Origin of the sequence: Streptomyces sp. NPDC050619 (genome assembly GCF_040654815.1) — a bacterium.
In the GTDB taxonomy this organism is placed as follows: Bacteria; Actinomycetota; Actinomycetes; order Streptomycetales; family Streptomycetaceae; genus Streptomyces.
The window spans coordinates 41,129-58,206 of record NZ_JBFAIR010000036.1; the positions used below are offsets into that span (position 1 = coordinate 41,129).

Annotated in this window: 16 protein-coding genes and 2 pseudogenes; 8 read left to right on the top strand and 10 right to left on the bottom strand. The window is 71.9% G+C overall.

What is annotated here, in order from left to right; all coding sequences use genetic code 11:
- The 3 genes from AB0I77_RS41275 to AB0I77_RS41285 are packed head-to-tail and all read right to left on the bottom strand — an operon-like array spanning position 1 to position 2,748.
- Positions 1 to 276 carry a SelT/SelW/SelH family protein gene (locus tag AB0I77_RS41275; RefSeq protein ID WP_363287981.1) on the bottom strand — a complete coding sequence of 92 codons (276 nt, stop codon included), beginning with the start codon at positions 274 to 276 and terminating at the stop codon, positions 1 to 3.
- On the bottom strand, positions 273 to 1,187 hold the full coding sequence (locus AB0I77_RS41280; protein ID WP_363288047.1) for a HipA family kinase: 915 nt from the start codon (positions 1,185 to 1,187) through the stop codon (positions 273 to 275). The genes AB0I77_RS41275 and AB0I77_RS41280 overlap by 4 nt, the downstream gene beginning before the upstream one ends.
- Positions 1,188 to 1,224: 37 nt before the next feature.
- The gene (locus tag AB0I77_RS41285) at positions 1,225 to 2,748 is read right to left on the bottom strand and encodes an IucA/IucC family protein (protein WP_363287982.1); all 1,524 of its coding nucleotides are present in this window, start codon (positions 2,746 to 2,748) and stop codon (positions 1,225 to 1,227) included.
- A 112-nt stretch (positions 2,749 to 2,860) separates the two neighbouring features.
- On the opposite strand from AB0I77_RS41285, the gene AB0I77_RS41290 reads away from it, so the two are divergent.
- The 3 genes from AB0I77_RS41290 to AB0I77_RS41300 are packed head-to-tail and all read left to right on the top strand — an operon-like array spanning position 2,861 to position 6,505.
- Positions 2,861 to 4,372, top strand: a complete 1,512-nt coding sequence (locus AB0I77_RS41290) for an IucA/IucC family protein (protein WP_363287983.1) — start codon at positions 2,861 to 2,863, stop codon at positions 4,370 to 4,372.
- 58 nt (positions 4,373 to 4,430) lie between these two features.
- A complete protein-coding gene (locus AB0I77_RS41295; RefSeq protein ID WP_363287984.1) occupies positions 4,431 to 5,702 on the top strand; it encodes a VWA domain-containing protein in 1,272 nt (423 codons plus the stop codon).
- The gene (locus AB0I77_RS41300) at positions 5,702 to 6,505 is read left to right on the top strand and encodes a hypothetical protein (RefSeq protein WP_363287985.1); all 804 of its coding nucleotides are present in this window, start codon (positions 5,702 to 5,704) and stop codon (positions 6,503 to 6,505) included. The genes AB0I77_RS41295 and AB0I77_RS41300 overlap by 1 nt, the downstream gene beginning before the upstream one ends.
- A 176-nt stretch (positions 6,506 to 6,681) precedes the next feature.
- Here the strand turns inward: AB0I77_RS41300 and AB0I77_RS41305 are convergent, their stop codons facing one another.
- A complete protein-coding gene (locus tag AB0I77_RS41305; RefSeq protein WP_363287986.1) occupies positions 6,682 to 7,308 on the bottom strand; it encodes a winged helix-turn-helix transcriptional regulator in 627 nt (208 codons plus the stop codon).
- Positions 7,309 to 7,395: 87 nt separating this feature from the next.
- On the opposite strand from AB0I77_RS41305, the gene AB0I77_RS41310 reads away from it, so the two are divergent.
- The 5 genes and pseudogenes from AB0I77_RS41310 to AB0I77_RS41330 all read left to right on the top strand — a co-directional run.
- Positions 7,396 to 8,604, top strand: a complete 1,209-nt coding sequence (locus AB0I77_RS41310; protein WP_363287987.1) for a pyridoxal phosphate-dependent aminotransferase — start codon at positions 7,396 to 7,398, stop codon at positions 8,602 to 8,604.
- Positions 8,605 to 8,629: 25 nt separating this feature from the next.
- A pseudogene (locus tag AB0I77_RS41315) lies at positions 8,630 to 9,087 on the top strand (histidine phosphatase family protein).
- A gap of 107 nt (positions 9,088 to 9,194) precedes the next feature.
- The gene (locus tag AB0I77_RS41320; RefSeq protein WP_363287988.1) at positions 9,195 to 9,839 is read left to right on the top strand and encodes a hypothetical protein; all 645 of its coding nucleotides are present in this window, start codon (positions 9,195 to 9,197) and stop codon (positions 9,837 to 9,839) included.
- A gap of 79 nt (positions 9,840 to 9,918) precedes the next feature.
- Positions 9,919 to 10,341: an acyl-CoA thioesterase gene (locus AB0I77_RS41325; protein WP_363287989.1), complete on the top strand. Its 423-nt coding sequence runs from the start codon at positions 9,919 to 9,921 to the stop codon at positions 10,339 to 10,341.
- A gap of 28 nt (positions 10,342 to 10,369) precedes the next feature.
- A pseudogene (locus tag AB0I77_RS41330) lies at positions 10,370 to 10,537 on the top strand (MFS transporter); the annotation flags it as partial.
- A gap of 241 nt (positions 10,538 to 10,778) precedes the next feature.
- On the opposite strand, the gene AB0I77_RS41335 reads toward AB0I77_RS41330, so the two are convergent.
- From AB0I77_RS41335 to AB0I77_RS41360, 6 genes are all read right to left on the bottom strand, one after another.
- Entirely contained in the window at positions 10,779 to 12,149 is a 1,371-nt protein-coding gene (locus AB0I77_RS41335; RefSeq protein WP_363287990.1) for an 8-oxoguanine deaminase, read from the bottom strand.
- A 40-nt stretch (positions 12,150 to 12,189) separates the two neighbouring features.
- On the bottom strand, positions 12,190 to 13,086 hold the full coding sequence (gene pucL, locus AB0I77_RS41340; protein WP_363287991.1) for a factor-independent urate hydroxylase: 897 nt from the start codon (positions 13,084 to 13,086) through the stop codon (positions 12,190 to 12,192).
- A gap of 6 nt (positions 13,087 to 13,092) precedes the next feature.
- Positions 13,093 to 13,500, bottom strand: a complete 408-nt coding sequence (uraH, locus tag AB0I77_RS41345; RefSeq protein ID WP_363287992.1) for a hydroxyisourate hydrolase — start codon at positions 13,498 to 13,500, stop codon at positions 13,093 to 13,095.
- Positions 13,501 to 13,507: 7 nt separating this feature from the next.
- Complete coding sequence (uraD, locus tag AB0I77_RS41350; RefSeq protein ID WP_363287993.1) at positions 13,508 to 14,017, bottom strand: 2-oxo-4-hydroxy-4-carboxy-5-ureidoimidazoline decarboxylase; 510 nt, start codon at positions 14,015 to 14,017, stop codon at positions 13,508 to 13,510.
- Positions 14,018 to 14,091: 74 nt separating this feature from the next.
- Positions 14,092 to 15,732 carry an FAD-dependent monooxygenase gene (locus AB0I77_RS41355; protein ID WP_363287994.1) on the bottom strand — a complete coding sequence of 547 codons (1,641 nt, stop codon included), beginning with the start codon at positions 15,730 to 15,732 and terminating at the stop codon, positions 14,092 to 14,094.
- Positions 15,733 to 15,742: 10 nt separating this feature from the next.
- Positions 15,743 to 17,005, bottom strand: coding sequence for a Cmx/CmrA family chloramphenicol efflux MFS transporter (locus AB0I77_RS41360; RefSeq protein WP_363287995.1), 1,263 nt, complete (start codon positions 17,003 to 17,005; stop codon positions 15,743 to 15,745).
- Positions 17,006 to 17,078 lie beyond the last annotated feature (73 nt).

Genomic DNA, 17,078 nt, shown 5'->3' on the forward strand with positions numbered 1-17,078 from the left:
TCACTTGTCCGAGTGGCCCAGGGACTTGTCCGGGGCCACTCGGTCGCGTACGGCCTGTTTCACCGCCGTGGGCTCCGGGAAGCCCTGCTCGCGCCGGTCCCAGACGACCTCGTCGTTCACCCGTACGACGAAGACCCCGCCCGTGCCGGGCTTCAGGGACAGCTCCGTCAGCTCCGTCTCGAACGTGGTCAGCAGTTCCTGGGCCAGCCAGGCGGCACGCGGCAGCCAGCGGCACTGCGTGCAGTACTCGATCTCGACCCGCTGAACATCTGTCATCCGAGGTGTACCGACCAATCCTGTTCCGCCGCCGGTCTGCCGTGCAGGTCGGGGACCCGCTTGAGCCAGTTCGGGCGGCCCTGCTGTGTCTTCGCCGCCCGGAGGGCCTCCTCGGCGGCGAGTTCCTCCTGGGTGGGGAAGTCGGTGGGGAGCCAGGCTCCGGAGGCGCGCACGCGCGCGTGGAGGTAATCCACGTACGCCTTGCGGACGGCGTCCGGCGTCGCGAAGCCCGCTTCGTCGGCCAGCCAGGCGTCCGGTACGGCCGCCGTGATCTCGCGCAGCAGATCGAGCGTCACCCTGGGCGCCAGTTCGGCGTCGGCCGCGCGCACATCCGGCGCGTAATGACCGAGGGCGTGGTGCCGGAAGTCGTAGGCCTTCTCGGGGTCCGAGCCGTCCCAGCGGTGGTGGAAGACGAGGGCGGCGCCGTGGTCGATCAGCCACAGGCGCGGGGGCGCGATGCCGAGGGTCGGCCAGATCATCAGGTTGGAGCTGTGGGTCGTACGGTCGACATTGACGGTCAGGGCGTCGAGCCAGACGACCCTGCCCGCCTCCAGGGGGTCGACGCGGAAGGTCTTGGCGACCTCCGGGGTGAAGTCCTTCGCGCCCGGCAGGTGATCCATGCCGAGGTTGATCCCCGCGCTCGCGCCGTGGAGTTCCCGCACCTCCTGGTGCTCCTCGTGCGCGGCGATCACCGGGTCGAAGTGCACGAGGACCAGTTCGGGGAACCTCAGTCCCAGGGCGCGCGCCAGCTCGCCCACGATCACCTCGGCGACCAGCGCCTTGCGGCCCTGCGCGGAACCGGTGAACTTGACGACGTACGTCCCCAGGTCGTCGGCCTCGACGACTCCGGGCACGGAGCCGCCGGACCGCAACGGGGTCACGTATCGAACAGCAGTCACGTCGCGCAGCACACCGGTCAGCGTAAGGCAGACCCTCATGTACGTGCTTCTACGTTTCGACCAGCGGGTTCGGCAGCGGCAGATAGCGGGCGTCGGCCCCGTCCGCGCCCGTCCAGCGCAGCAGCAGGTTCGTCTTGCCGGGGAGGGTGGGCGCGGTGAGCAGGGCGGCGACCTCGGGGAGGTCGTGCCGGGACAGTGCGCGGCGTACGGCGGGCCAGGGGTCGAGGCCGGGGTGGCGGTCGGCCAGGACCGCGGCGACCTCGGTGAGGTGGTTGACGACCAGGCAGTACACCAGCCGCTCCCAGCCGGCGGCCCGGGACACCTCCGGCAGCAGCTTCACCCCCTCGGCATCCCGGAACAGCGCCTGCACCGGTGTCCCCCCGGCGTCGACGGCGACCAGGGTGTTCTGAAGATGCGCTTCCAGTACGACGCCGTGGTCGGCGAAGGCCGCCAGGGCCGGGGGCACCACCTGGGCCAGGTACGCCTCCCACCACGCCGCCGGATCCGGGGCGTGGTCGAGCGGGCTGCCGTCGAAGCCCTCCACCAGCCCGGCGGCCAGCAGCGGGGTCGCGCCGGGCAGGACGCGGTCGCGCAGTCCGTCGCGGACCAGGACGGCGAGCTCCTCGAAGGCGAAGTCGGCGGTGCGGTAGCCGGTGTCGCTGAGCCAGGCGGCCGGGCCGTCGATCGCGGCGAAGGCACTGAGCGCGGCCGAGTCCGTGCGGCGCAGTTTCAGCAGGTCGTGGCGCCACAGCCGGCGGATGTCATTGGTGATGCGCACATCGAGGCTGAACTTCAGGAAGAGGTCGCGCCCGGGCGCGTACAGCGTGCGGATCGCCGCCGTCGGCCAGGCCGGGAAGTCGGTCGTGCCGAGGCGGACGAGGCGGCCGTCGGCGAAGGCGGGGGCGAGGTCGCGGGCGGCCAGGTCGAGCTGCCAGGGGTGGGCGGGCAGCAGCCGGTAGCCGGGCGGGGCCTCGCCCAGGGTGTCCAGGGCGGAGGTGTCGCCCTCCTCGACGACCGCGTCCTCGCGCAGCCCGAGCAGCGCCAGCGGGAAGCGGGCGTGCGCCTCGGGGGCGTAGGGCAGCCAGCCGGCGACGGGGCCGCCGCCGCGGGCCTTGGGCGCGGGATGGTGGGGGTGGCCGGTGAGGAGGGACTGCTCGGAGCGCAGGTAGGGGTCCTCGGGCGGCGTCGCCCGGGCGCGGGCGGTGAGCAGCGCGGCCACCGCGTCCCGGCTGTCGATCATCTCGGCGGGCAGTTCGTGGTTGGACAGGCCGGTGTGCCGGACCAGTTCCTCGACGACGAGTTTGACGAGCTCGGTGTGGCCGATGCGCTGCCAGTTCCCGGCCGTGAACACCTCGGGCTCCGCGGGGCGCCGTTGCCCGCGCACGCGCAGCGGTCTGCCCCCCGGCAGGCGGTACACGCGGCGGTCGCCGGACCCGTCGGCGCGCGGAAGCGGCTCGGCCACCTCGCGCAGCAGGCAGTTGAGCAGCGGCGCCGCCGCGTACGCGTCGGCGCGGTCCGCCACTTCGGCGCGCGCTGCGGCGTCGTCGGCGGCGGGTGGGGGGATGAGATCCACGCGTTCCACTCGTTCTCTGCGGTCCGTTCGGGCGGAGACGATCAGTATGTCTGTCGTCACCACCTGTCGTGACACCCCATGTGATACCCACGCGTACCCGAGGAGCCCGCCCGTGCACCGTCCCCCCACCGCCGAGGCCGAGGTCGCCGACGAGCTGGCCGCCGTACGCCCCGACCTCGTGCCGCGGTACGCGGCCGCACTGCCCGGTGCCCGCGCGGCCGTGCTGACCCGGCTGTGGCGTGCGCTCGCCCATGAGCCGCTGCCGTGGGTCACGGACCGCGCGGCGGGACCGGACGGGCTCACCCTGCGCCTGTCGGACGGCCGCCGCGTGCACGGCCCGCAGGCGGATCCGTACGCCACCGCCGCCTACGTCGACGCCGTACGGCTGGACGAGGTGCCGTACGCCGATCCGGCGCGGCTGATGACCGACCTCGGCGTAGCGCACGGTACGGCGTTCGCCGCCGAACTCGGACACAGTGTCGCGTCGCTGACGCTGTCACGGGCCGGACAGCCCTCCTCGGAAGACCCGGAAGAGTGGCCGGCCGGCGACTGGGAGTGGGAGCAGCGGGTGGTCGACGGGCATCCGTTCCACCCCGGCTGCCGGTCCCGGCCGGGCTTCTCGGTAGCCGAACAGCTCGCGTACGGGCCCGAGCACGGACCGCTCGTACGGCTGGGGCTGCTGCCGGTCCCGGCGGGCGAGTGCCTGCTGACGGGCGAGTGGCCGGACCGGCTGCGGGACGGGGAGCGGCTGCTGGTGCCGGTGCATCCGTGGCAGGCGGAGCATGTGCTCAAGCGGCCCTGTGAGCGAGGGTTCGCCGCTCACCCGCTGATGTCCCTGCGCACGCTGGCCATACCCGGCGAGGCACAGCCCCACGTCAAGACCGCGCTGAGCGCCCGGCTGACGTCCTCGGTGCGGGACATCTCGGTGTACTCGATCGGCTTGTCCGCGACCTTGTCGGCGTTCGGGGAGACGCTCGCGGCCCGCATGGACGGCCTGCTGCACATCACCCGCACCCTGGGCGCGGTCGCGGCCGGCTCCCCCGACCTCGCCGCTGTATTGCGTCAGTCGCCGCAGGCGTTCGCGACCCCCACAAGCGGCGAGCGCGTCGTGCCGGTGGCCGCCCTCGCCACCACCCGGCTGCCCGGCTCCCCCGGCTGGCTCGCCGACTTCACCCGGCTCGCGCTCACGGCCGGACTGCGCTTGCTGGAGTGGGGCGTGGCCCTGGAGGCGCACGGCCAGAACCTCCTCGTCGTCCTGTCCCCGACGGGCGCCCCGCTGCGCCTGGTCTACCGCGACCTGGCCGACATCCGGGTCAGCCCGGCCCGGCTGGCCCGGCACGGCATCCCGGTGCCGGAGCTGACCGGGCGGATCGTCACGGACGACGAACGGACCCTGCGGCGCAAGCTGTTCGGGTCGCTGGTGGCCGGGGCCCTCGCGGGTACGGCGGGTTCGGCGGCGGCGCTGCGGGGGGCGCTGGAGACGGCCGTACGGGATCTGCCGCGCACCCCCGATCTCGTCGCGCTGCTCGAAGAGCCGCTGCCGACCAAGGCGTTGACGCTGATGCGGCTGTCGCCGGTGACGCCCGGGGACCAGTGGGCCGAACTGCCCAATCCGCTGCGCTGAAGTGCCCTCGTGCGGCCCCGTTTTGGAGCTCGACCCCCATGCTCCATAAGATCCGCCGATGATCACAAGTAAACGGCTGGCAGCAGGAGTTTGCACCCTGCTCGCCGCCCTGACGGCCGGTGTCGCCTTCCCGGTCGCGGCGGTCGCCGGCGAACCCACGGGCGGGGCCGCACCCCAGGTCGACCTCGTCCTCGACGTCAGCGGTTCCATGCGGGCCCGGGACATCGACGGCGGCACGCGGATGGCCGCGGCCAAGCAGGCCTTCAACGAGGTGCTGGACGCGACACCCGAGGATGTCCGGCTCGGCATCCGGACCCTCGGCGCCAACTACCCCGGCGACGACCAGAAGACGGGCTGCAAGGACACCGCGCAGCTCTACCCGGTCGGCCCGCTGGACCGCACCGAGGCCAAGACGGCGGTGGCTACCCTCTCCCCCACCGGCTGGACACCGATCGGCCCCGCCCTCCTCAAGGCGGCCGACGACTTCGACGGCGACGGCTCCAAGCGCATCGTGCTGATCAGCGACGGCGAGGACACCTGCGCCCCGCTCGACCCGTGCGAGGTGGCCCGGGAGATCGCGGCCAAGGGCATCGGGCTGACCATCGACACCCTGGGCCTGGTCCCGAACGCCAAGATGCGGCAGCAGCTGAGCTGCATCGCGGAGGCGACCGGCGGGACGTACACCTCGGTGGAGCACACCGACGAACTCACCGACCGGGTCAACCAGTTGGTGGACCGGGCTGCGGATCCGGTGGTGACGCCGGTGGCCGTGACGGGCGCCTCCCAGTGCGCCGAGGCGCCGACCGTGAAGTCCGGTCTGTACACGGACCGCGAGGAGTTCGGGCAGCAGCGCTGGTACCGGGTGGACGTCGAGCCCGGCCAGGAGCTGCGCGCCTCGGTGAGCGTGGCGGCCGACCGGGCCGTGAACCCCTCCTACGGGGTGCTGCTGCGGGCGGTCACGGTGCACGACCGCGAGATCGTGCGCGGCGAGGCGACGGGCAACGGCCGTACGGACGTGGTCTCGACGGGGCTGCGGTATCCGAAGGCGGAGAGCGACGACGAGGAGGACGCAGCCGCGGCTTCGGAGGCGGTGTGCCTCCAGGTGACCCACTCCTTCTCGGCGGCCTCCGGCGTGAAGACCACGCCTGGACTGCCGCTGGAGCTGACCGTCGACGTCGTGGACGGGCCGTCGCCGGCGAGTGACGTGGCCTCCTTCGGCCTCGGGCGCGGCTGGTGGCTGCTGGGCGCGCTGATCCTCACGGGCTTCCTCGCCGGTGCGGTGTGGGGCTGGCTGTCACGCTGGCGGCTCGCGGTCTGGAGGACCAACTGATGCGTATCACACGTGTGTTGAGTGCGACGCTGCTCGCGCTCGGACTGGCCGCGGGTCCGGCGGCAGCGGCCACCACCCCGTCCGCGAGCCCTTCGGACGACAGCGCGGCGCCGACCTCGGCGGGCACGTCGTTCCGTACGGCGACCGAGATCGACCAGGGTCAGCGGGCCACGGCGAACGGCTCGGCGGGCGACTACCTGTACTGGTCGTTCCCGGCGGACGCCGGTCAACGCCCCACCGTCGAGGCGACCGTGAAGCTGCCGGACACGCATGCCGCCGAGACCTGGCAGATCGACGTGTACGACGGTCTGCGCCGCCGCCAGGCCTGCCAGTACGGGGCGCAGACGCGGACCGCCGCGGCCGGCTCCGCCTCCGTGGAGCTGACCTGTGTGCTGCGCACGGTGCGCGCGTGGTCCGAGCCGTGGTCGGGCGACCCGCTGCCGGGGACGTACTACATCCGGCTGACGGTCGTGGACCTGACGACGGCTGACCTGGGTCTCCCGGTCGACACCGAGGTGCGGGTCGGCTCCTTGGACATCGGCGGTTCGGCCGCGGTGGACGGCTCGCTGGCCGAGCCGCTGGTTCCGGGCGTCGCGGTCAAGTCCGATACGGAGGAGGACAGTTCGTCGTCCTCGGCCGTGCTGTCCAGCATCCAGCCGGACGACGGCTGGTCCTCGGGCTGGTGGTCCGACCGGTGGGTGTGGACCGCGGTGGGCGGTGCGCTGGCCGCGCTCGCGGGCGTCGGCGGGTATGCGCTGACGCGCGGTGCGGGGCGGCCGTCGCGGGTGCCGCCGGGTGCCTGAGGGTCCGTGAAGAGGCCCGTCGTGCCGTGCCGCACGGCGGGCCTCTTCGTGATCGGCCCTCCAACAGCGCCTTGGCGAGCGCGTCATCGCCGGTCATTTCGATCCCGCCGACACGCACACGCCCGTCACAGGTACCGCTGGGCCGCCTGAGAGTCCGTCATGCCGCGCCGCACGGCTCACCCCTCCCGCAGGGTCTTGGCGAGCGTGCCGTCGCCGGTCACCTCGATCCGGCCGGCCCGTACGGCGTCGGCCACGCTCAACTCCCCCCGGCTGACGGCCTCCCAGGCCCCGGCGTCCAGGACCAGGCGGGCGTCGGGTTCCCCGGGGGCAGGTCCCTCGCCGTACACGGGGCCGTCCTCGGCACCGACGTAGAGATGGAACTCCCCCTCCTCCAGCCGGACTTCCACCAGCCCTTGCCCCTCCAGCGCACGCAACAGCGGCAGCGCGAACCAGTGCGCCCGTACGGCGTCGGTGGGCCGCCGCTCGCCCAGCTCCGGCGCGCCCCAGACACCCAGCGCCTGCAACACGGGCAGCAACTCCCGGCCGCGCCCGGTGAGTTCGTAGACGTAGGCCGCACCGGGCGGCGGCAGCCGGCGCCGTGTCGTCAGTCCGTCCCGCTCCATGTCCTTCAGCCGGGAGGCGAGGACGTCCGTGCTCACGCCCGGCAGGTCGGCGTGCAGGTCGGTGTAGCGGCGCGGACCGGCAAGCAGCTCACGGACGATCAGCAGAGTCCAGCGATCGCCCACCACGTCGAGCGCCCGGGCGGCGGAACAGTACTGGTCGTAGCTTCGGCGAGGTGACATGCGACGCAGTCTAGACATGTCGTTGGACTTTCCAAGCTCACACTTGGTAAAACCAAGCATCACCACGAACCGGAGGGGCGTAAGCGCATGGAGTTCCGGCAGTCGAGCAAGCTGAGCGAGGTCTGTTACGAGATCCGCGGCCCGGTGATCGAGCAGGCGAACGCACTGGAGGAGGCGGGTCACAGCGTCCTGCGCCTCAACACCGGCAACCCCGCCCTGTTCGGCTTCGAGGCGCCGGAGGAGATCCTCCAGGACATGATCCGGATGCTCCCGCAGGCGCACGGCTACACCGACTCGCGCGGCATCCTCTCCGCCCGCCGGGCCGTCGCCCAGCGCTACCAGACCCTCGGCCTGGAGGTGGACGTCGACGACGTGTTCCTCGGCAACGGCGTCTCCGAGCTGGTCTCGATGGCCGTACAGACCCTGGTCGAGGACGGCGACGAAATCCTCATCCCGGCCCCGGACTTCCCCCTCTGGACGGCGGTGACGACCCTCGCGGGCGGCAAGGCGGTCCACTACCTGTGCGACGAACAGGCCGACTGGTACCCGGACCTGGACGACATGGCGGCGAAGATCACCGACCGCACCAAGGCCGTCGTCATCATCAACCCGAACAACCCCACCGGCGCGGTCTACCCGAAGGAGATCATCGAGGGCATCCTCGACCTCGCCCGCCGGCACGGCCTGATGGTCTTCGCCGACGAGATCTACGACCAGATCCTGTACGACGATGCCGTGCACCACTCGGCCGCCGCGCTCGCCCCCGACCTGGTGGTCCTGACCTTCTGCGGCCTGTCCAAGACCTACCGGGTGGCCGGCTTCCGCTCGGGCTGGCTGGTGATCACCGGCCCGAAGCAGCACGCCAGGAACTACCTGGAGGGCCTGACGATGCTGGCCTCCATGCGGCTGTGCGCCAACGCGCCCGCGCAGTACGCCATCCAGGCCGCGCTGGGCGGCCGGCAGTCCATCCGCGAGCTGACCACGCCGGGCGGGCGCCTGCACGAACAGCGCACCGTGGCCTGGGAGAAGCTCAACGAGATCCCCGGGGTGTCGTGTGTGAAGCCGAAGGGCTCGCTGTACGCGTTCCCGCGCCTCGACCCCAAGGTGCACAAGATCCACGACGACGAGAAGTTCGTCCTGGACCTGCTGCTGCAGGAGAAGATCCAGGTGGTCCAGGGCACGGGCTTCAACTGGCCGGCCCCCGACCACTTCCGCATCCTCACCCTCCCCCACGCGGACGACCTGGAGGCGGCGATCGGGCGGATCGGGCGGTTCCTGAGCGGGTACCGGCAGTAGCGCACTCCTAGGGCCCTTCTGATGGATCTCCGCATGGTCGCGCTCCGGCCGGCACACCGGCTGGACGGACGTCCCGCTCACCGAGCACGGCCGGGAGCAGGCGCGCGGGCTGGTGCCGCTGATCCGCTCGCACCGGATCGGGGCCGCGTTCGTCAGCCCCGCGCGGCGGGCACGGGAGACGGCCGAGCTGATCGGGCTCCAGGGCGTACGGGGTAACAGGGCGTCACGACCGTCGACATCCAGCAGGTCGGGCAGCGGGCCGACCGGATGCCGGCCAAGGTGGACGCGGCGCTCGCCGACAGCGAGGGGGGTGTGGTGCTGGTGGCGCACGGGCACTTCCTGCGCGTCCTCACAGCCAGGTGGCTCGGGCTGCCGCCGTCGGGCGGGGCACTGTTCCAGCCGGCCACCGGGGCACTGTGCCGGCTGGGCACGGAGCACGGGCGGCCGGTGATCGCCGGGTGGAATGTCAGACCCGCGCCGTAATCTCAGACACGGGTAGGACCAGCGACCACCGGTGGGACCAGCGACCACGGGCGGGACCAGCAACCACCGGTGGGACCAGCGACCCGGCACCCGGGAAGGAGCACGCCATGACACGACCGCCGACCGCCGCGCAGCGGCGTGTCATCGACGCCGCCGATCCCGTCACCGGGCGGCTCAGGGGTACCGAGACGCAGCTCGCGGCCCTGGTCCAGCGGGGGCTCGCCTTCCGGCATCCGCGACCGCCGCACGACCACTTCCTGACGCCGGCCGGGCACCGGATACGGGAGGGGGTACGGGACGCCCCCGAATCCGCCTCCGAGCCCGCCGTCGAGCCGCCCCGGGCAGCCGGCGTGTTCACCGCGCGGGTCGGCGGCGAGGAGGACGCTCCCGAGGCCGGTCCGTCCCGGGTCCGCGAGGTGCACAGCGCCTGGCAGGGACTGCTGGAGCTGCGCCGGATGACCCGTCCCGACGGGGCCACCGACCTGCCGTGCGGCTGGGAGCGCACCCATCTGGTACCGGCCGCCGCGCTGGCCCTGGAGGCCGCCGGGCACCGCCCGGCCGGGCGGGAAGGCGAGGGGGGCTACCGGGTCCGGGCGACCCCGCAGCCGGAGGCCGTCGCCGTGCACGAGCCGGACTCCGGGGCGCTGCGCGCCTGCGCGGCCACGCTGGAGGAGGCGGGCTGGCAGGTCGGCGAGTACACGGAGCCTCGTACGAGAGCCCGTTATCTACTGGCGTCCCCGCGCCGGACGTGATGAGCATGCCAAGATCGGTCGATCAGATCCATCAAGTCGCGTCGGACCATCAAGGGGTCCACGACGAGAAGGGGAAGCCGTGACCGAACCGTTTTCCGTCCTGGTGACCGTCCGTGGGTACGAGACGGACGTGCAGGGTCATCTCAACCAGAGCGTGTATCTCAACTACGCGGAGCACGCCCGCTGGTCGATGCTCCAGGCCGCCGGGATCAGCCAGGCCCGTCTCGTCGGCAAGGGCGTGGGTCCGGTGGCCCTGGAGACCACCCTCAGGTTCCGGCGGGAGCTGCTGGCGGGCGACGAGGTCGAGGTGACGTGCCGCTTCGCCTGGGACGAGGGCAAGACGTTCCGGATCGACCACACGATCCGCAAGACCGACGGCACGGTCGCGGCCGAGGCCACGGCCGTGGTCGGGCTGATGAACCTCGAGGAACGGAAACTGGTGGCGGATCCTCAGGAGTACTTCAAGGAGCTGGCATCCGATCCGGGCCTGTTCGGACTCTGAGCGATATGGACCCGGTGACAACGTCGTCATGACGGCGCTCATCGAGTCCCGGACGCGAACCCCGCATCGAACGTACTCCCGTTGGGCGCCCCTCGTCGTGCTGTGTGCGGGGACGCTGATGACGATCCTGGACGGCAACATCGTCACGGTCGCCATGCCGGCCATCCAGAGCGACCTGGGCTTCTCGGCGCCGGGGACGGCCAAGAGGCGGCGGCGGGGATCCCGCACCCTGATGGGCGTGCCGTGAGGTCGTACTTCACCGGACGGCTGCCGGACCCCGGCCCTGCCAGGCGTCCGGCCGGGGGTGACCGTTCCGGGGCGCGCACGTTCATGCGCGCCCCGGGCACGGCCGCCATGAACCCTGCTCGGGTTCACCGCCACCGGCCGGGAGCCGTCCCTCTCGGCCGGAGCTCAAGTGCCGTACTCACGTGCGGAGTTCAGTGCGCGGCGATCTTCGCCAGTCGCTGCGCTTCCGCTCGCGTCGAGCGGGCGATGGCGTCCTCGTCGGCGTGCAGGAGACGGCCGTGCTCCACGATCTGACGGCCATTCACGAACGAGGCGGTGACCGGGGCCGCCGCCCCGAGGACCAGCGCGCTCACCGGGTCGGCGATCGAGGCGTGGGCCAGCGTGTCGAGCTTCCACAGCACCAGGTCGGCGAGCTTGCCCGGCTCCAGGGAGCCGATCTCGCGTGCGCGGCCCAGGACTTGGGCGCCGCCGTACGTCCCCAGGCGCAGCGCCTGACGGGCGTTCAGGGCGGCCTCGCGGTGGCTGCCGAGGCGGTTGATGAGGAGGGCGTTGCGCAGTTCGGTGTGCAGCTCGCCGGACTCGTTGGAGGCCGTGCCGTCGACGCCGAGGCCGACCGGGACGCCGGCCGCGAGCATGTCCGGGACGCGGGCGATGCCGGCGGCGAGGCGGGCGTTGGACGAGGGGCAGTGGGCGACACCGGTCTTCGTGCGGGCGAAGGCGGCGATGTCGGAGTCGTTCATGTGGACGCAGTGCGCCATCCACACGTCCTCGCCGAGCCAGCCGGTGGACTCGAAGTAGTCGGTCGGGCCCATGCCGAACAGCTCGTGGCAGAACTTCTCCTCCTCGACCGTCTCCGAGCCGTGGGTGTGCAGCCGTACCCCGAGGCGGCGCCCCAACTCGGCGCCTTGTCGCATGAGTTCGGTGGACACGGAGAACGGCGAGCAGGGGGCCACGGCCACCTGCGTCATCGCGTCGAAGGAGGCGTCGTGGTGCTGCTCGACCGTCTCCTCGGTGGCGGCGAGGGCGCCTTCCAGGGTCTCGACGGCGAAGTCCGGGGGCAGCCCGCCGTCCTTCACGCTGCGGTCCATGGAGCCGCGGGCGAGGGTGAAGCGGACGCCCATGTCCCGGGCGGCGCGGATGATCGCGCCGGACAGGTCGCCGGAGCCCTGCGGGAAGACGTAGTGGTGGTCCAGGGCGGTGGTGACGCCGCCGCGGGCCAGCATCGCGAGCGAGCCCTGCGCGGCCGAGTACACCATCCGCTCGTCGATGCGCGCCCAGGTCGGATACAGGGCGACGAGCCAGTCGAAGAGGTTGTGGTCCGTGGCCAGGCCCCGGGTGATCCACTGGTAGAAGTGGTGGTGGGAGTTGACCAGGCCGGGGGTCACCAGATGACCGGTGGCGTCGATGCGGCGTACGACGTTCTCCAGGCCCTCGGGGGCGCTGCCCGGGCCGAGCGACTCGATGCGGTTGTCGGCGACGACGACGTACCCCGAGGCGTGCTCGGTGTCGTCCGCGTCCACGGTCGCGATCGAACAGTTCTCGATGACGATGCGCTGAACCATCGTTCGTTCGTCCTCTACTTCCGTTGCTTCCGTGTCCGCGTCAGAGGTTGGTGAGGTCCGCGGGGATCTTCGCCTCGCGGCCGTCACGCAGGACGGTGGCCTCGATCAGGCCGTACGGCCGATCGGCGGCGAGATAGACCTCGTTGTCGTTCTTCAGTCCGAACGGCTCCAGGTCCACCAGGAAGTGGTGCTTGTTCGGGAGCGAGAAGCGGACCTCGTCGATCTCCTCGCGCCGCTCGATGATCCGCGAGCCCATCGCGTAGAGGGTCTGCTGGAGGGAGAGGGAGTACGTCTCGGCGAAGGCCGTGAGCAGATGCCGCTTGACCTGCGCGTACGACTCCTCCCAGTCCGGTGCCGGCTGCGCGTCCTCGGACCAGCCGAAGCGCCAGCGGGCGGAGACCTCCGTCGCGAGGATGCGGTCGTACGCCTCGGGAAGCGTCGTGTACTTGTCCTTGACGTAGCCCCAGAACTCGGAGTCGGTCGAGTTCATCACGGTGAGGTCCTTGAGCCCGGAGACGACCTCCCACGTCGAGCCGTCGTAGGTGATCTGGGTCAGCCGGGTCTCCTGGCCCTTGCGGACGAAGGAGTGCGCGCCCGCACCGGAGTTCTCGATCCGCTCCCAGGCGTACTCCTCGATGCGGATGCGGGCGGTCCTGATCGGCTCCTGACTCGTCACGAAGTGGCGGGCGAGGTGGATGCCGAACTGCTCGGCGGACTCGATGCCGTGCTCCTTGGCGAACGCGTACACCGTGTTCTTGGTGGTGTCGGTCGGCAGGACGTTCGCGTTCGAGCCGGAGTAGTGGACATCGTCCATGTCGCCGGAGAGCGACACCGAGACGTTCAGGTCCTTGATGTGGTGGGTGGCGCCGCTCCGCGTGATCTTGACGACGCGGTTCTCCGCTTTCCCGTACTGGTTCTGGCCGAGAATCGTGTGCATGGTCTGCTAGCTCCCTCGGTAAACGGAGTAGCCGAACGGGTTGAGCAGCAGCGGTACGTGGTAGTGCTCGCCGGGTTTGACGGCGAAGGTGATCGCCACCTCCGGGAAGAACGCTCCGTCGTCACCGCTGTCCCGATTCGCGGGGGCGTCCTGCTGCGCATCGGCTTGCTTGTTCGCGAACTTCTCGAGGTACGGCTCCACCACGAAGTCGAGCCGTACGTGGGTGGTCCCCTCCGGCAGCGCCGGGAGGTCCTTGCACCGCCCGTCCGCGTCGGTCGCGGAACCGCCGAGCGCCCGCCAGTCCGCGTCACGCCCCGAGCGGGCGGAGAGCCGGACGGCGACGCCCTCGGCGGGGCGGCCGACGCTGGTGTCCAGGATGTGCGTGGACACCGAGGCGGTGGTGCTGGTGCTCATGCTGCTCTCAGTCCTCTTCGACGAGTCGGGCCAGTCGGATGCGGTTGATCTTGCCCAGCTCGGTGCGGACGATCTCCCGCTCTCTCTCCGGCGCGTTGCCGATCCGCTCCTTGACCGCGTCGCGCATCTGCTCGCCGGTGAGGCCGGTGGCGCAGATGAGGAAGACGTGGCCGAACCTCTCCTGATACGCCAGGTTCAGTTCGAGCATCTCCGCCTTGAGCTCCTCGGAGGCGCCGGCCATGCCGCGCTGCTCCCGCGCCGAGGCCGGGTCGCCCGGCTTGGGGCGCCCGATCGGCGGGTGCCCGGCCATCGCCTCCGCGAGGTCCTCGGCGGTCAGCTCGGCCATCGCGGCGTCGCTCGTGGCGTAGAGGTCGTCCGCGGTGGCGTAGGGGCGGGCGGCGAGCAGCCGCTTCGCCCATGCGGTGGAGGCGCACGCCTCGTGGAGTGCGGCGCAGGCCGCATGCTCCTCCAGGGCGTTGAACCAGGCCAGGCCCGGGGGCGCGGAAGTCGACGTCACGGGAGCCTCCGTGGCCGCGAACGGCCTTCGTACTGATCGGGCTGCCGCCAGCTAACGCCCTCCGAAGGAGTACGTCAACAGTTTGTTGAAAATTCCGGGTACTGAAACCCGGCGCGGATGTTCCCTCTGTCCTGCCCGGCCCGGGCACGGGTCGGGTCCGGAGCGGCTGACGTCTGACCAGGTTGAAGGGTTTCGGGCACAGGTGCCGCCGGTGGTCCGAGCCACCGGGTGAGGGCCTCGGCGAGACCGGCCGAGGTCGCCGTGCCGGGCTCGGCGGCCCAGGCCACGTAACCGTCGGGCCGACACAGCAGGGCCTCGGCGGGCCAGTCCGGCGGAGGGGCACAGCGCAGGCGTACGGAGTTCAGCCGGTCCCGCCGGCCGAGGGCCGTACGGTCCAGCGCGCCCTCGGCTTCGGGCGTGAGCACCAGCAAGTGCCGTCCCGTGCCGAGCAGTTCGGCCACCGTGTGGTCGCCGGTGTCGGTTGCCAGCCGATGGTTCGGCAGGAACCGCCCCGCCCACGGGTGCGGGCAGGAGGGGACGGCGTACGCCACACTCTGGCCGCTGATCTCGTCGGCCACCCGCCGGCCCGCCTCCGGAACCCGGATGAGTTCCGCGAGGAAGGCGGACGGCGGACCGTCCTCGGCGCCCGGGTCCATCAGCCAGGCCTGGACCCGGGTGTTGGCGATGACGCGCTCGGCCACGGGGCGGCGTTCCGCCCCGTAGGTGCCGAGGAGGTTCGGCGTGGTGTGGCCCTGGACCACCGACGCGAGCTTCCAGCCGAGGTTGACCGCGTCCTGGATCCCGGTGTTCAGCCCCTGGCCTCCCAGCGGGGCGTGGATGTGCGCGGCGTCGCCGGCGAGCAGGACGCGCCCGCTGCGGTAGGTGTCGGCCAGCCGGGAGAAGTCGCTGAACCGCGACAGGTGGACGGGCTGGTCCATCGGCACGTCGCGGCTCAGGATGCGCTCCGTCACCCGGCGCAGCCCCGCCAGGGTGACCTGCTCCCGCCGCGAGGGCAGCGGCCGGGAGAAGTCATGCGTGAGGACCCGGCTGTGCCCGTACGGATTGACGTTGATCAGCGTCCAGCCGCCCTCGCCGCGCGTCCAGCCGTCCGGGACGGCGGCCGGTTCGGCCAGCCGGACGCTGCCGATCAGACCGCTGAAGGTCGCCGGCGTCTCGGTGACCGGGAACCCGGCCTGCGTCCGGACCACACTGCGGGCACCGTCACAGCCGGCCACGTAGTCCGCGTCGAAGGTGCGGGTCCCCTCACCGGTGAGGGCGGTGACCCGTACCGACCGCTCGGACGACCGCACTTCGCAGACCGTGTGGCCCCGCAGGACGACGGCACCGGCTTCCTGGGCCCGCGCTGCGAAGGTCTCCTCCAGCGCCGACTGGGGGACGCCGAGGACGGGCGGGCCCTCGGCCGTGGGTGCCGAGATGCGCAGTAGGGGCAGGCCGGCGAAGTGGAAGCCGGTGGAGCGCCGTGCGCGCGGGTCCCCCGGGTCCGTGGCGTCCGGCACGCTGAGGTAGCCGCGGCGCAGCAGGGTCTGCACGGTGCGGGCGTGCAGCGTGCCGGCCCGGGGGGCGTCCCGCGGTGTGGTCCCAGCCTCCAGCACCACGGTGTGGACGCCGCGTTCGGCCAGTTCCGCGGCGAGCAGCAGACCGACGGGGCCTCCGCCCACGACGAGCACCTGTGCCCTTTGGGCCGACGGCTTCATCGTGTGCTCCTCACCGGGAGGACCGCTCGGCGGTGGCGGCGGCCGGCCGGACCTCGTCGGCGATCCCGGCCTCCGCCTGCGTCGCGGGTGCCTCGCGGGCGGTCCGGTCGGCCACCGGCGTGCGGCGGCGCTCGACGGCGTCGACGGTGCTGCCGGCCAGGGCCGTGATCAGTGCGCAACCCGCGAAGGCCACCGCGACCCAGCTCGGCGAGAGGTAACCGTGGCCGGCGCTGATGGCCAGTCCGGCGGCCCACGGGCCGACCGCGTTGCCGATGTTGAACGCCGAGATGTTGCCGGCGCTGGCCAGGGTCGCCGCGCCCTTGGCCTCGTTCAGGACCCGGGTCTGCAGGCCCGGGTTGATGAGGAAACCGGCCACACCGAACACGATCAGCGTGGCGGTCATCAGGACCTTGTTGTGCGCGGTGACGGAGAACGCCGCGAGGGACACGCCGAGGATGACCATGCCCACCCACAGGGTGCGCATCAGGTTCATGTCGGCGAACCGGCCGCCGAGCACGCTGCCGCAGAGGGTGCCCACACCGAACAGGACGAGGAGGACGGGCACGACTCCCTCGGAGAAGCCCGTCACATCGGTCAGCAGCGGCGCGATGTACGAGTAGCAGCCGAACAGCGCGGCCTGGCTGAGTGCCGTAGTCGCGAGTCCCAGCCACACCCGGCCGCTGCGGAAGGCCGCCAGCTCGCTGCGGACGCTCGCCTCCTCGGTGGAACGGTGGGGCGGTACGAGGGTGATGACGCCGATCAGCCCGACCAGGGCCAGTCCGTTGACGACCCAGAACGGGGCCCGCCAGCCCCATTCCTGTCCCAGGAAGGCGCCCAGCGGCACACCGGCGATGGTCGCGATGGTGAGTCCGCCGAACATGATCGCGATGGCACTCGCCCGCTTCGACGGCGGTACGAGGTCCGCGGCCATCACGGCGCCGATACCGAAGAAGGCGCTCTGTGCGACGGCGGTCACCACGCGGGCCACCAGGAGCACCTCGTAGGTCTGTGCGGTCGCCGCCATGACCTGGCCCGCGAGGAACACGACGAGCAGTACGACGAGGGTGGTCTTCTTCGGCAGCCGCGCCGAGAGCAGCGCCACCGCCGGCGCGCCGACGGCCGCGCCCACGGCGAACGCCGAGATGAGGAGTCCGGCGGCGGGGATGGAGACCCCGAAGGACTGGGCCAGCTCCGGGAGGAGCCCGGCGATCATGAATTCGGTCGTGCCCAGACTGAAGATCGTCAGACCGAGTACGAAGAGTGCGATTGGCACAGCGAACGCTCCAAACGGGCGTGGCGGAAGGAGGAGCTCCCACGAGGCGCTACGGAGTGGCACGTCGGGCCAC